Origin of the sequence: Halomonas sp. 5021 (genome assembly GCF_036663435.1) — a bacterium.
GTDB classification, from domain to species: Bacteria; Pseudomonadota; Gammaproteobacteria; order Pseudomonadales; family Halomonadaceae; genus Vreelandella; species Vreelandella janggokensis.
The window spans coordinates 384,862-398,604 of sequence record NZ_JAXOVU010000002.1 but is presented as its reverse complement, the minus strand read 5'-3'; the positions used below and the strand labels follow the sequence as shown (position 1 = coordinate 398,604).

Annotated in this window: 14 protein-coding genes; 6 read left to right on the top strand and 8 right to left on the bottom strand. The window is 58.9% G+C overall.

Annotation, left to right across the window (positions count from 1 at the left end; genetic code table 11):
* Positions 1-246: a formate dehydrogenase subunit delta gene (locus R3F64_RS05550; RefSeq protein ID WP_199284209.1), complete on the top strand. Its 246-nt coding sequence runs from the start codon at positions 1-3 to the stop codon at positions 244-246.
* Between the two features lie 100 nt (positions 247-346).
* On the opposite strand, the gene R3F64_RS05545 is transcribed toward R3F64_RS05550, so the two are convergent.
* From R3F64_RS05545 to R3F64_RS05510, 8 genes are all read right to left on the bottom strand, one after another.
* Positions 347-2,131 (bottom strand): methyl-accepting chemotaxis protein, encoded by a 1,785-nt coding sequence (locus R3F64_RS05545; RefSeq protein ID WP_199284210.1) that lies wholly within the window; start codon positions 2,129-2,131, stop codon positions 347-349.
* A gap of 299 nt (positions 2,132-2,430) precedes the next feature.
* On the bottom strand, positions 2,431-3,060 hold the full coding sequence (gene ureG, locus R3F64_RS05540; RefSeq protein WP_066320893.1) for an urease accessory protein UreG: 630 nt from the start codon (positions 3,058-3,060) through the stop codon (positions 2,431-2,433).
* Positions 3,061-3,072: 12 nt separating this feature from the next.
* Positions 3,073-3,777, bottom strand: coding sequence for an urease accessory protein UreF (locus R3F64_RS05535; RefSeq protein WP_199285518.1), 705 nt, complete (start codon positions 3,775-3,777; stop codon positions 3,073-3,075).
* Positions 3,767-4,315, bottom strand: coding sequence for an urease accessory protein UreE (ureE, locus tag R3F64_RS05530; RefSeq protein ID WP_199284211.1), 549 nt, complete (start codon positions 4,313-4,315; stop codon positions 3,767-3,769). Before ureE ends, R3F64_RS05535 begins: the two co-directional genes overlap by 11 nt.
* A 199-nt stretch (positions 4,316-4,514) precedes the next feature.
* On the bottom strand, positions 4,515-6,230 hold the full coding sequence (gene ureC / locus R3F64_RS05525) for an urease subunit alpha (RefSeq protein WP_332610264.1): 1,716 nt from the start codon (positions 6,228-6,230) through the stop codon (positions 4,515-4,517).
* Complete coding sequence (locus R3F64_RS05520; protein ID WP_264825014.1) at positions 6,227-6,547, bottom strand: urease subunit beta; 321 nt, start codon at positions 6,545-6,547, stop codon at positions 6,227-6,229. The genes ureC and R3F64_RS05520 overlap by 4 nt, the downstream gene beginning before the upstream one ends.
* Positions 6,548-6,585: 38 nt before the next feature.
* Positions 6,586-6,888 (bottom strand): urease subunit gamma, encoded by a 303-nt coding sequence (locus R3F64_RS05515; RefSeq protein WP_332610262.1) that lies wholly within the window; start codon positions 6,886-6,888, stop codon positions 6,586-6,588.
* A gap of 23 nt (positions 6,889-6,911) precedes the next feature.
* The gene (locus R3F64_RS05510; protein WP_332610260.1) at positions 6,912-7,796 is read right to left on the bottom strand and encodes an urease accessory protein UreD; all 885 of its coding nucleotides are present in this window, start codon (positions 7,794-7,796) and stop codon (positions 6,912-6,914) included.
* 507 nt (positions 7,797-8,303) lie between these two features.
* Here R3F64_RS05510 and R3F64_RS05505 point away from each other — a divergent pair.
* The 5 genes from R3F64_RS05505 (at position 8,304) to R3F64_RS05485 (ending at position 13,679) form a co-directional block, all read left to right on the top strand.
* Complete coding sequence (locus R3F64_RS05505; RefSeq protein ID WP_332610258.1) at positions 8,304-9,671, top strand: PepSY-associated TM helix domain-containing protein; 1,368 nt, start codon at positions 8,304-8,306, stop codon at positions 9,669-9,671.
* Positions 9,672-9,873: 202 nt separating this feature from the next.
* Positions 9,874-10,851 (top strand): metal ABC transporter solute-binding protein, Zn/Mn family, encoded by a 978-nt coding sequence (locus R3F64_RS05500; RefSeq protein ID WP_264824890.1) that lies wholly within the window; start codon positions 9,874-9,876, stop codon positions 10,849-10,851.
* 12 nt (positions 10,852-10,863) lie between these two features.
* Complete coding sequence (locus R3F64_RS05495; RefSeq protein ID WP_085919416.1) at positions 10,864-11,646, top strand: metal ABC transporter ATP-binding protein; 783 nt, start codon at positions 10,864-10,866, stop codon at positions 11,644-11,646.
* 3 nt (positions 11,647-11,649) lie between these two features.
* Positions 11,650-12,762 carry a metal ABC transporter permease gene (locus tag R3F64_RS05490; RefSeq protein WP_264824891.1) on the top strand — a complete coding sequence of 371 codons (1,113 nt, stop codon included), beginning with the start codon at positions 11,650-11,652 and terminating at the stop codon, positions 12,760-12,762.
* Positions 12,759-13,679: a metal ABC transporter permease gene (locus R3F64_RS05485; protein ID WP_085919418.1), complete on the top strand. Its 921-nt coding sequence runs from the start codon at positions 12,759-12,761 to the stop codon at positions 13,677-13,679. The genes R3F64_RS05490 and R3F64_RS05485 overlap by 4 nt, the downstream gene beginning before the upstream one ends.
* Positions 13,680-13,743: the final 64 nt, after the last annotated feature.

Below are 13,743 nucleotides of genomic sequence, written 5' to 3'. Positions count from 1 at the left end.
ATGTCGTTGCAACAAGATACGCAGCTGATTCACATGACCAACCAGATCGCCGCTAACCTGGGCGGCGGTCGCGATGAAGAAACGGCCGCCGCGGCCACCTGCCGCCACCTGGAAACCTTCTGGGCGCGCTCCATGAAGCATCGCCTGGTCGCCACACTGGAACGCGAGGATACTGCGCTTTCACCACTGGCAAAGCGCGCCGTCACCTTGCTGGCGGAAAGATTGGCCAAGCGCCATAACGGATAATCACCACTGACGTAAACGCAATGGGGCTTGCCAGATGGCAAGCCCCGTTTTTATCCCCATCTTTCATCAGTGCTGATATCGCCCGCACTGTTCGTCAGCGTTAGAACTCTTCCCAGTCATCTGCGGCATGCTTCGCCGGCGAGGGCTTTGAAGATGGCTGTGATGAGGCGTGGGATGACAGCGCGGGACGTTTCATGGCGCTATCGCTGTCACGCTGCTGAGGCGCCGGAGAGGCGAGCGCCTGATGCTGTGGCTCGCCTTCGCCAAGGACAAAAGAGTTGATTAGCTGATTCAGGTGCTCAGCGTGGCGGCGCATATCGGCGGCAGCAGTGGTCGACTGTTGCACCATGGCCGCATTTTGCTGGGTCATGGTATCCATTTCCGCCACGGCGGTGTTGATCTGGCCAATACCGCTGCTCTGTTCTTTCGCTCCGGCGCTGATCTCGCCAATGACATCGGTCACCTTGGCCACGCTCTCGACAATCTCGCGCATGGTGGCGCCCGCATCGCGCACCAGCTTGGCGCCGGAATCTGTGTGCTGTACCGAGGCATCAATCAGCGTGCGGATTTCCTTGGACGCGTCGCTGGAACGGCTCGCCAGGGTTCGAACTTCCTCCGCCACCACGGCAAACCCACGGCCGTGTTCGCCCGCTCGAGCCGCTTCCACCGAAGCGTTGAGCGCCAGGATGTTGGTCTGGAAGGCAATGGAATCGATCATGGTAATGATATCGCTGATACGGCTGGCCGACTCATTGATATCCTGCATGGTGCGCTCGACCTGCTCCATGGACTGTTCGCCCTGATGAGCGACTTCTGCTGTGGACTGCACCAGCTTATTGGCCTGCTGGGCGTTGTCGGCACTGTGATTGACCGTCGAGGTAATTTCCTCCATGGAGGCGGAGGTTTCCTGTAGGTTGGCAGCCGCCTGCTCGGTCCGCGTCGACAGTTCCTCGCTGCTGCGGGATATCTCCCCGGCGGAATCGTAGACGCTGGAGGTACTGTGGCGAACGTCGCGCAGCGTGTCCTGCATGCGCTCGACAAAGGCATTGAACTGCACGGCCAGCTCGCCGATCTCGTCGTTGCTTTCCACCGCGAGGCGCCGGGTCAGGTCACCGCGGCCCTGAGCAATATCACTCATGGCGGCAGCCGTGCGCTTGATCGGGCCGACGGTGCGCCGCACAAAAATATACGCCACCAGGGCAACCACGATAAACACGACCAGCCCCAGCAGCGCGGCAAAGATGATGCCTTGGCGCAACTCGGCCGCTTTGGTGGCTTCCAGTTCGGTCATCGCCTCATCAACATCGGTCACGTAGACACCCGCACCGATTAACCAATCCCATTTTTCAAGGCGGTCCACATAAGAGTGCTTGGGTTGAAACTCGTCGGTACCTGGATATTCCCATACATAGCTATAGAACCCACCGCCACTCTGGGCAACGTCGATAATCTCGCGGATCAGGTAGGTGCCATCGGGCGTTTGCGCATCAATCATGTTGGTCCCTTCGCGCTCAGGCGCGGGGGCCGTCACAATATTGTTACCGTCATAGTCGTAGATAAAGATGTAATTGTTATCTTCGAAGCGCATGGAACGCACAATCTCGGCGACCCGCTGCTTGGCTTCCTCATCGTTAACACCGGCATCTTCGTAAATCGGTTCGATGGCAGTCCTCGCCATTTGCACAATATCGCGGACCGCTCTGCGGCGCTCTTCAATTAATTGGTCACGCTGTTCCGCGAGCGTGTCACGGGCGTACTGGGTCATGGTGTAGGCTTTAAACCCCACGAGGGCAACCGTGACCAGGAACAAGGGTAGCAAGACCAGTATCAGCACCTTGGTTTGCAGGCCCAAGGCCCAGCGAGAGGGAGATTCAGAGGTAGTCATTGTGAGCGAATTCCAACGTTTGTGGGTTATGAAGTATTAAAATTATTATTCGTTTCTTATCGACAAACGTTGTTTAAACTTTAATTATTCAGGACCATTCGATGGTTTTTGGCCTATTCAGAGCGAAATTAGAATGTTCATAACATAAGTTAAGGTGATGGAAAGCGCGCCGGTCCAATGTAGGGGTGTGGTGGCCAGGGACGGCCCGTTTTAAGGCTTGATGCCACCCACCTTTGTTCAGTCGCCTCGACCCTTCAACCGCCTGGTCGGGGCGACTTTTTTATTGTGCCCACCCCAGGTTAGCCCGCGATGGCCGTCCGCCGCTCGTCCAGCATCCCTTTATCGAGAATAAAGCGGATAATCTCTTCAAGCCCTACTCCGTCATAAAGATTGGTGAACACAAAGGGCCGTTCGCCACGCATCTTTTTCGAGTCGCGCTCCATCACCTCCAGCGAGGCATGCACCTGCTCGGCGATATCGATCTTGTTGATAATCAGCAGGTCGGATTTGGTGATGCCCGGCCCACCCTTGCGCGGAATCTTGTCGCCAGCGGACACGTCGATCACGTAAAGCGTGAGATCCGAAAGCTCGGGGCTAAAGGTCGCCGACAGGTTATCGCCGCCGGACTCCACCATCACCAGTTCCAGCTTGGGATGGCGTTCCTGCAGCTCATCGATGGCCGCCAGGTTCATGGAGGCATCTTCTCGAATGGCGGTGTGCGGGCAGCCGCCGGTTTCCACACCTAAAATGCGGTCGGCCGGCAGCGCATCGTGCTTGAGCAGAAAGTCAGCATCTTCGCGGGTGTAGATATCGTTGGTCACCACGGCGATATCGTAGTGGTCGCGCAGCGCCAGGCAGAGCTGCTTTAACAGTGCGGTTTTGCCCGAGCCAACCGGGCCACCCACGCCAACGCGTAAACAGTGCGTCATGATGAATATCTCCTAACTTCTAAACAGTCGTGAATATTGGGTTTCGTGCAAGGCGCTGGCCAGCGCCAAACCAGGTAGCACGGGGCCGAGCTCTTCGTCATCAAGCGAAAGCGCCTGATCAACGGCACCGACAAGTGCCGGGCGCAACTGCTCGATCACCCGCTGGGCAGCAGTGTGGCCCAGGGGCAGGGCTTTGCAGGCAACAGCCAACTGGTTTTCCAGCCACGCCCAGGCAAAGCCGAGCAGCGTGTGTCGAACGGAGACGCCACGGGTATGAGCAGTGTACGCAAACAGGGTTACATAACCTGATTGAACCGGTAACAAGGACGGTAGTGAGTCTTCACTTGGCATCAAATTCAGGCTACCCAGCAGACGCTTGAGTGAGGCACCCAGGCGACTGTCTTCAGCGGCCAGCTCGGCAGTTTCGCGCGTTGCCGCCAGCCACGTATCCCACTGGGCAATCGTATTGCTATCGCCTTGGCCAATGGCCTGATGCAGCCGCGCCAGCACGGGTAACTCGCAACGGGTTAAGCCGTCTTCCAATACGCCGCTTAGCCAATCGGCCAGACTTGCTTCGTCACTTACCCAGCCAAGTTCGAAGGCACTTTCCAGGCCTTGCGAGAAGGCAAAGGCGCCGATGGGCAGCGACGGGCTGACCAGTTGCATCAGCCCCAGCAGTGCCAGCTCATCGCTTTGCGGGGTGACATCAGTGGGCATGGTGATGCTCATGGTCGTGCGAATGGTCATGAGGGTGGTCGTGGTCATGAGAATGGCCGTGCCCGTGGGAATGACCATGTGAGTGACCACCGCCGCCTACCTGATTATAGGCGCCCGGCTCAGGGTCGAAGGTGGCGTTGTGGTGCTCTAATTCTGCACCTAACAACTCGGCGAGCTCTTCCAGTACATGATCCGGCGGGAAGCGCACCCAGCCGCCTTTTTCATCTTCTCCCAGCGCCAGCTGTACGTGGCGATTGCCCAGGTGGTAAGCAAGGCGCGCCAGTGGTAAGCCAGCACTTACTCGCGCGGTCACCACCGGTTCTACGGCGGCGCAGACGCGTACTATCTCACCACTTTCCGCTTTTAGGCCTTCGCCGCTGCGCAACACCGGGCCGCGATCCAGAAACAGCCCCAGCTCACGACCGCTGTCGCTTTGGGCTTTCAAGCGTCCGCGGATGCGTAGCTCAAAGGGCAGCGTGAGTGTGTCGCTCGCCGCGCTTTCCTCTATCAGCCCTAATCTTTCTATCAGTTTTAGCATGACTAGCGTCCTTTCTCGCTCGGTGCGGCTGTGCCGGGGGTAGGCCGTAGAGAGGGTCTTTTGCCATGGCCGAAAAATGTTCCATACATTTCCGGCATTTCCTCCATCCATGGAGGGCAGATGGCAAAAGTAGCGTACACGGACGTATTCACAGCGCCCTCTCGTAGGCCTACCCCCGGCGCCCCGGATAATAGCTCAATCAAAACAAGTGATATCGCTGGGCCAGCGGCAGCTCGGTGGCGGGCTCGCAGGTTAAAATTTCGCCATCGCAGCGCACTTCGTAGGTCTGTGGGTCGACGGTCAGCTCTGGGCAGGCGTCGTTGAGCTTCATGTCCTGCTTGCGTACCTGGCGTACGTTTTTGCACGCGGCCAGTTGGCTATTCAGCCCCAGCGTTTGTTTAATCCCCGCATCCAGCGCCGCCTGGCTGACAAAGCTGAGCCGGGTCTGGCTGGCCGCTCGGCCCAGGGCACCAAACATGTAACGGTAATGCACCGGCTGTGGCGTGGGAATCGACGCATTGGGGTCGCCCATGGGGGCCGCCGCAATCATGCCACCCTTGATGATCATCGCCGGTTTGGTACCGAAAAACGCCGGTTTCCAAAGCACCAGATCCGCCATTTTTCCGACTTCGATGGAGCCGACTTCGTGGGCAATACCGTGGGTGATGGCCGGGTTAATGGTGTATTTGGCGATATAGCGCTTGGCGCGGAAATTATCGGCGCCCAGGACCTCGTCTTCCGGCAGCAGGCCGCGCTGCACTTTCATCTTGTGGGCCGTTTGCCAGGTGCGGCAGACCACTTCACCGACCCGCCCCATGGCCTGGGAGTCCGAGGCGATCATCGAGATCACGCCCAGGTCATGGAGGATATCCTCGGCGGCGATGGTTTCCCGGCGAATACGTGAGTCGGCGAAAGCCACGTCTTCGGGAATATTGGGGTCAAGGTGGTGGCACACCATCAGCATATCGAGGTGTTCGTCGATGGTGTTGACCGTATAGGGGCGCGTCGGGTTGGTGGACGACGGCAGCACATAGGGCTTGGAGCAGGCGGTGAGGATATCCGGCGCGTGACCACCCCCGGCCCCCTCGGTGTGGTAGGTGTGAATGCAGCGTTCTTTAAAGGCCCCCAGGGTGTCTTCCACAAAGCCCGACTCGTTCAGGGTGTCGGTGTGGATGGCCACCTGCACATCATAAACATCCGCCACGTTAAGGCAGTTATTGATCGAGGCGGGTGTCGTGCCCCAGTCCTCGTGCAGTTTGAGGCCCATGGCGCCTGCGTTTAGCTGGGCTTCCAGCGACTCGGGAAGGCTGGCGTTACCCTTGCCCAGTAAGCCAATGTTCATGGGCATATCGTCCACCGCCTGGAGCATTTTGCCGATATGCCAGGCGCCAGGGGTGCAGGTGGTGGCATTCGTGCCGGTGGCCGGCCCTGTGCCGCCGCCGAGCATGGTGGTAATGCCGCTCATCAGCGCTTCTTCCACCAGCTGCGGACAAATAAAATGAATATGGGCATCCAGCGCCCCGGCGGTGAGAATCTTGCCTTCCCCGGAGATGATTTCGGTGCCGGGGCCAATCACGATCTCGACATCCGGCTGGGTATCCGGGTTACCGGCTTTGCCAATCGCGGCAATACGGCCGCTTTGAATGCCCACGTCGGCTTTGACGATGCCCCACCAGTCCAAGATCAGCGCATTGGTGATGACCGTATCCATCACCGTGTCGTCGGCCCGCTGGCTTTGGCCCATGCCGTCGCGGATAACCTTGCCGCCGCCAAATTTCACTTCGTCGCCGTAGTGGGTAGCGTCCTTTTCGACTTCAATCCACAGTGCGGTGTCGCCCAGCCGCACACGGTCACCCACCGTGGGGCCGTACATATCGGCGTAGGCCTGCCGACTGATCTTGTTGTCCGGTTTCATTGCTTACCTCCATCAAGCGCACCCATCACATCGCCGCGGAAGCCATAAATTTCCCGCTTACCGACATACGGGATCAAGGTAACTTCGCGGGTCTGGCCGGGCTCGAAGCGAATTGCCGTGCCCGCCGCGACGTCCAGGCGATAACCACGTGACTTGTCACGGTCAAACACCAGCGCCGGGTTGGCCTCGGCAAAATGATAGTGCGACCCCACCTGAATCGGCCGGTCACCGGTATTGGCCACCTCGACGCTGATACGCTCGCGGCCCGCGCACAGCTCGATATCGCCGTCTTTTAACTGATACTGTCCTGGAATCATTGGGCCGGGAATCATGGCAGCCTCCTGAGTGCTGATAGCTAGTTGATCGGGGTGTGGACGGTCACGAGTTTGGTGCCGTCGGGGAAAGTGGCTTCCACCTGCACCTCGTCGACCATTTCGGCCACCCCTTCCATCACGTCGTCGCGATTTAATATCTCGCGGCCGTAACTCATCAGGTCGGCCACGCTGCGACCGTCACGGGCGCCTTCCATGATTTCAAAACTGATCAGCGCGACCGCTTCGGGGTAGTTGAGTTTCAGGCCGCGTGCGCGACGGCGCTCGGCAAGCTGGGCGGCTGAAAACAGTAATAGCTTGTCTTTGTCTCTCGGGGTTAATTCCATAGGGCGTCTCCGTTAGCGAGTTATTAGGTTAGCCAAATTCTCGGTGTGTGCGCTTCACGCTCGATCCAAAGGGGGCGCAGTAGATGCCAGGCCTGCTCGCACAGCGCCCAGGCTTCATTGCGGGCGTTGCCCAGATAGCGCAGCAACAATACGCCGTGGCGCACGGTAACGGCCCAGCGGGGGTTGTCAGGCAGCGCTTCGCGCAGGGCCTCGATAGCCCCCGCCACATCGGCTATGCCCACTGCCCAGAGCGTCGCCTGTACCGTCGCGCCCCCTTGCCCCCAGCGCCCGGTAAAGCGCGGGTGCAAAGGGTCGAGGGGCTGGCGCTCCAGCCACAGCGGCTTGCCGTCCAGGGTCAAACGAAAGTGCTGCTCAATGCGTCCCGACACATAGGGCAGCTCGCTCGCCGGGCGGCCCAGCGCCATCATTTCCCAGCCCAGGCAGCGGGCACTGCCGTTAAGGTCAATCTGCGTATACTGCTCGCCTCTGGAGCCGTCAAAGGCAATGGTTTCCTGGGGCAGCCATTCAAGGGTCGCGCCGTCGTCAACGCTTAGACAGGTGTGCTGGGTCCAGGCGACGCCTTGGCTGTCAGCTTTATAGAGCTTGTTGGCGGCGGGTGTCGTCAGCAGCGCGTGAGTGCCGTTTTCCACATGTGCCTGGATGGTCAACGCATCACCGCTCACCAACCCACCCGGCGGATGCAGCAGATAAACGTGACAGGCCTCACCCCGGCCTTCCGGATAAAAAGGCCGCTGTACCCGTAATGGCCCCGAGTGGCGCGACTGCACCATCCGGGTGACTCCTTGGCGATGGGCAAAGCGCAGCGCCAGCGATGCCGCCCAGTGGCGTTGTGCATCAAAGCGGTGTCCGGAGGTGTCATCCAATCTTGCAGGTTCACTCAGCAGCATGAGGCGTTTTCGCTTCCTTGTTGGCGCATGACTGACTTTCCAATGCAAAGAATGCGCCAAAATGGTGAAAACCGACTGACTAGCCCAGCGAGTGGCTACCATCGCAACGTGGTGGTCGAAATCCCGTCATAAAAATGCACTAAAAAGAAACACCGGATCCCTTCGCGCACGAATAAGGTGCAAGATGCGCCCTGCCTCTTGCTGCGACACGACCCAAGCCGCTTGCCTGCGATAACAATGTGACAAATGACCGCGTTTTCAGGGCTGTGTATGCAACCACTTTCCGCTACCATCTAACCTTTGCCCTACCCACAGCTTTTATACTGTGCTTTTCAGGTAACCCTCCGTGCAGCTACGTCGTTCAGCAAATACCGCCTGGTATCGCTCCTCACATAGCCCATTACTCAGTTACCGCCAACACGGTTCTCCTCACGATCGCCTTGTTCAGCGGCCGTTTTTCAAAACTATCCGCCAGGCACCCATGGTTCGGTGGCGAGGAGTTTGAGTATGTCGACAACCTCTCAGCAGACAGGCAAGCGTCATGCCTCTGACCTCTATCGCGCCGTTTGGCGTTGGCACTTCTATGCAGGCCTGTTGGTACTGCCGTTTATGATCACCCTGGCGATGACGGGTGGGCTGTACCTTTTCAAAGACGAGTTGGACGCGCTGATACACGCCGATATGAAGCGCGTGGCCGTTCAAGAGGCGACGCAACCGCCCTCTTCGCTGATCAGCGCGGCCCTGACGGCCCACCCCGGTAAAGCCGTCAAATTCACTGACCCCGCTACCCCGGAAAGCTCGGCGGAGATCACTGTCAAAACGGCGGGAGGCGAGCGTTTGGCGGTTTACGTCAATCCGTATACCACGAATGTGCTGGGAGCGCTGGATGACCGTGGCACGGTGATGTGGACCGTTCGTTACCTGCACAGTTTGAAATACTTTGGACCCACTGCACGCAAACTGATTGAAATCGCCGGCGGCTGGTCAATCTTGCTGGTGCTTACCGGCCTTTACCTATGGTGGCCACGCCGTAAAGGCGCAGGGGGTGTCGTCAGCGTGCGCGGCAAACCCAAAAGCCGGACGTTCTGGCGCGATACCCATGCTGTTACCGGCCTTTTTGTCGGTGCCTTTATTGTGTTTCTCGCCATCACTGGCATGCCGTGGTCGGGCGTCTGGGGTGCGCAGGTCAACCAGTGGGCCAACGGCAATAACTTTGGCTACCCGTCGGGCGTGCGCGTGGAAGTCCCCATGTCAGACACCCGTCTGAGTGACCAGAGCTCGACCACCTGGTCGCTAGAGCAGGCGCAACTGCCCGAGTCCTCCACATCGTCTATCTCCATGACACCAATGGGGATAGACCAGGCCGTTGCCACCTTCGATGAGCTGGGGCTGCATCGCGGCTACGCTGTGAACCTTCCCGACACCGATACCGGCGTGTATACCGGCTCCGCCTACCCCAATGACCTCAGTCAGCAGCGTGTGGTGCACCTTGACCAATACAGCGGCGAACGCCTGCTTGACATGAGCTATGCCGATTACGGCGCGCTGGGACGCTGGCTGGAGTTTGGCATCAACGTGCATATGGGCCAGCAGTTCGGGCTTGCCAATCAACTGCTATTTCTAGCCGTATGCATCGCCATTATTCTGCTAGCTGTCTCAGCCGGAGTGATGTGGTGGAAGCGCCGTCCCGAGGGCAAGATGGGCGTTCCACCCCTGCCCTCGGACAAACGGGTGTTCCGCGGCCTGATCGCCATACTGGCCGTTGGCGGCCTACTGTTTCCGCTGGTGGGCGCGTCACTCATCGTCATGCTGGCCATTGACTGGCTGCTTATTCGTCCGCTCCAGGAGCGGCGTTTGAATAGCCGAGCGGCCTAACCAAGCGCCCGGCGTGTATAAGCGTCGGGCGATTTGCCCTTCACAGCTCCATGATTGAAAGCCACCAATATCAAACGGCTGCCCACTTGACATTAAATCCCTGACGCAAGAAACTTAGCCAAGGCTATACTTATTACTTGAGGCAACACAGTGTTGCGCGCAGCAACGTAGACGAGTATAACTCACCGGTGGGAGTTTCAGCATGGCAACAAGATACCCAGTGGCGCTATTGGGAGCGCTTTCGTTCGCAGCAACGGCCTCTGCTAACAACGAGCCGCTCAATGTGGTGGCGACCATCGGCATGATTGCCGATGTTGCTCAAGAGGTCGGGGGCGAGTGTGTCAGTGTGAACGCCATGATGGGTCCAGGCGTTGACCCCCATCTCTACCAGGCGAGCGCCAATGATGTGACGACGCTGCGTGACGCCGAACAGATTCTCTACTCGGGCTACTCGCTGGAGGGGCAGTTGGGTGAGGTGCTGGAAAACTTCTCTGAGCGCACACCGACCCTGGCGGTGGCTCCCGCCTCGATCGATCCAGGCGACTTGATTACCGCACAGGATATCTACGGCATCGACCCACACCTCTGGATGGACGTTTCCCTCTGGGCGCAAACGCTGCCCACGCTGCGCACCACGTTCAGTGAAGCGCGCCCTGACTGCGCCGACGCCATTGAAGCCAATACCGAGCGCTATCAGGCTCAATTGCTTGCCCTGCATGAATGGGTCAAAGAGAGCATCGCCAGCATCCCTGAAGAACAGCGCATTCTGGTCACCGCTCACGACGCATTCAGCTACTTTGGCCGCGCCTATGATATTGAAGTGGAAGGTGTGCAAGGCATCAGCACCGAGACCGAAACGGGCATTGCCGATATCCGCAGCATGGCGGATATTGTCGTGGAGCGGTCCGTACCCGCTGTCTTCATCGAAAGCACCATCAACCCACGTACGGTTCAGGCCGTGATGGATGCGGCCGAGCAACGCGGCCATGATGTCGAGATCGGCGGTGAACTCTACTCCGATGCCATGGGCGATGCGGGCACCTTGGATGGCACTTACATGGGTATGATCTATCGCAATACCCAGCACATTGTCGAAGCGCTGGGGGGGTCGCTAGCGCCCTTGCCTGCTGAGTTGAACGACTGGGCGAGCAAGTGGGAAATCGCTCAACATATCCGATAAGGCAGCCTATTGATGGCCACACTTAGCAATACCGACCCGGCCCTAAGCATCCGCAACCTGACGGTCAGCTACCATAGCCAGCCCGTGCTCTGGGACATTGATCTCGACATTCCCGCCGGCGTGATGGCTGGCATTGTCGGTCCCAATGGCGCAGGCAAGAGCACGCTGATCAAGAGCTTGCTCGGACTTGTCCCATCGCTGTCCGGCGATGTCATGGTGCATGGACGCCCTTACGCCGCGCAACGCAAGCGCGTCGGTTACGTGCCGCAACGCTCCAGCGTTGACTGGGACTTTCCCACTACGGCGCTGGATGTGGTCATCATGGGACTTTACGGGCGCCTGGGTTGGTTCAGGCGTCCGGGCCGCAAAGAACGCCACGAGGCATTGGAAGCGCTGGAAATGGTCGGCATGCAAGCCTTCGCCGATCGTCAGATCAGCCAGCTATCCGGCGGCCAGCAGCAGCGGGTTTTTCTTGCTCGGGCGCTGGTTCAACAGGCCGATGTCTACTTTCTGGACGAGCCCATGGCGGGAGTTGACGCAACCACCGAGCGAGCCATCATCGACATCCTGCGCCGCCTGCGCGATGCGGGCAAGACGTTGATCGTGGTTCACCACGACCTGCAGACGGTCCGGCATTACTTCGACTGGCTGCTACTGCTCAACGTCCGGGTGGTGGCCAGTGGCCAAGCTGATGACGTCTTCAAGGTCGAGCATCTGCGCCAAGCTTATGGTGGTCAGATCGCCCTGCTGAACGATAGTGATGCGCTCATGTTTGCCGCATCGAAGGTGACATAACGCATGCCGTTGTTCGATCTACTGTCTGACTACACCTTCCAGAACGTGGTAATGGGTGCCTCACTGCTCGGCTTGATCAGCGGCCCGTTGGGCTGTTTTGCGGTGCTGCGCCGTCAGAGTCTGCTGGGCGACGCCATTTCCCATGCCGCACTTCCTGGCATCTGTTTAAGCTTTATCATCACCGGCAGCCGCGATATTGGTGGAATCATCGTCGGTTCGTTGGCGACCGGCTCGCTCGCCGCACTGACCATGTTGATGCTGACCCGAATGAGTCGCCTGAAAACCGATGCCGGGCTGGGTATCTGCTTGAGTATCTTCTTTGCAGTGGGCATCGTGCTACTGACCTATATTCAGAACACCCATAATGCCTCCCAAGGTGGGCTGGAAGCCTTCCTTTTCGGCCAGGCCGCTGCCACTCTTCGCTCGGATCTATGGGTGATGGGCGGTATCACGCTGATTACCCTGCTGCTGTTAGCTGTTTTCTGGAAACAGGCCAAGCTGGTCACGTTCGATGCGGAGTACGCACGCACCCTTGGTATGCCCACCACCGCCATTGAGGCAACGCTCACCGCCATGGTGGCACTGGCTGTGGTCGTCGGCCTACAAATGGTCGGTGTGATTCTGATGGCCGCCATGATCGTGGCGCCTGCAGCGGCCGCCCGTCAGTGGAGCCGCCACCTGGGCGGCATGCTGGTGATTGCTGCCGCTATCGGTATTGTCAGCGGTGTCTCCGGCGCCACCGTTAGCACCCTCTCACGCGGCCTGGCCACCGGCCCACTGATCGTCCTTACCGCCACCACTATTGTTTTGATCTCGCTGGCACTGGCGCCTGGACGTGGCCTGCTGTGGGGCCTGGCGCAGCATTATCAGCGAAAAAGAGCGTTGCGTAGGCAGCAGTTGCTGTATGCCTTTTATAAGCACCCCTCCGCGACACCCCGCTACTACAACACCTTAGGTGTCCGCCTGATACTGTATCGACTACGGCGCCAGGGCTATCTAACACAGCAATCCAATCACGAGACGGGATCGCAGCGGATCACTCGCTGGAAGCTCACAGCCCGTGGCTACGAGGAGGCTAAGAAAGTGGTCGCAACGTTTGAGGCAACACCATCATGATGGCGGCGTTGCTCAGTAGCACGGATCTACAGATCATGCTGGTCGGCGCCATGGTGGGCATTGCCTCCTCGGCGGTGGGCACCTTTCTGGTACTGCGCGGCAACAGCATGCTGTCTGACGCCATCAGCCACTCGATCGTTTTTGGCATTGTCATCGTCTGGCTGCTTACCAAGCAGCAGAGCGGAACTGTACAACTGGTGGGAGCGGCCTTGACCGGCCTTTTGACGGTCCTGCTCACTGAGGCACTGGCCAGCACCAAGCGCGTCAAGCAGGACGCCGCCATCGGCCTGGTCTTTCCGGCACTGTTCTCCATCGGGGTGTTGCTGCTCAACATCTATGCCCATGACGTGCATATCGACACCCACACCGTCCTGCTCGGTGAGATCGGTTTCGTCTGGCTGGACACGGTCAATCTGTTTGGCCTGCCGATCCCCCAGGCGCTGGTCTCCATGAGCGTGATGACCGTACTGAATTATGGCTTTATCTTCCTGTTCTATAAGGAGTTGAAGCTGGCCACCTTTGACCCGGCACTGGCCAAGACCTTTGGTTTCATGCCGTCGGTTCTCTTCTACGTGCTCCTGATGCTCACAAGCTCAACCGCCGTGGCCGCCTTTGACGCCGTGGGGGCAGTGCTGTTTATCGCCTTCGCCATCGTGCCGGCCTCGGCAGCGTACCTGATGACCGACCGACTGTGGATGATGTTTGTCATCGGCGCGCTGGTCTCGATCGGCTCAAGCGTTTGTGGCTACTACCTCGCCGTACACCTCAACGTCTCCATCGGTGGCATGATGGCGGTAATGACCGGCATCTTCCTGATGCTTGCCTTCCTGGCCGGTCCGCGCTACGGCGTTATCACGCAGCAGATCAAGCGGCGCCGGGCACGCCAGACGCCGATGGAACCGCCTTCATTATCTTAGGCGCCGATCACACTCCCGGGGGACAAAACGTCTGCCATTGAGTGGGAGCGTTTTTAGACAGCGC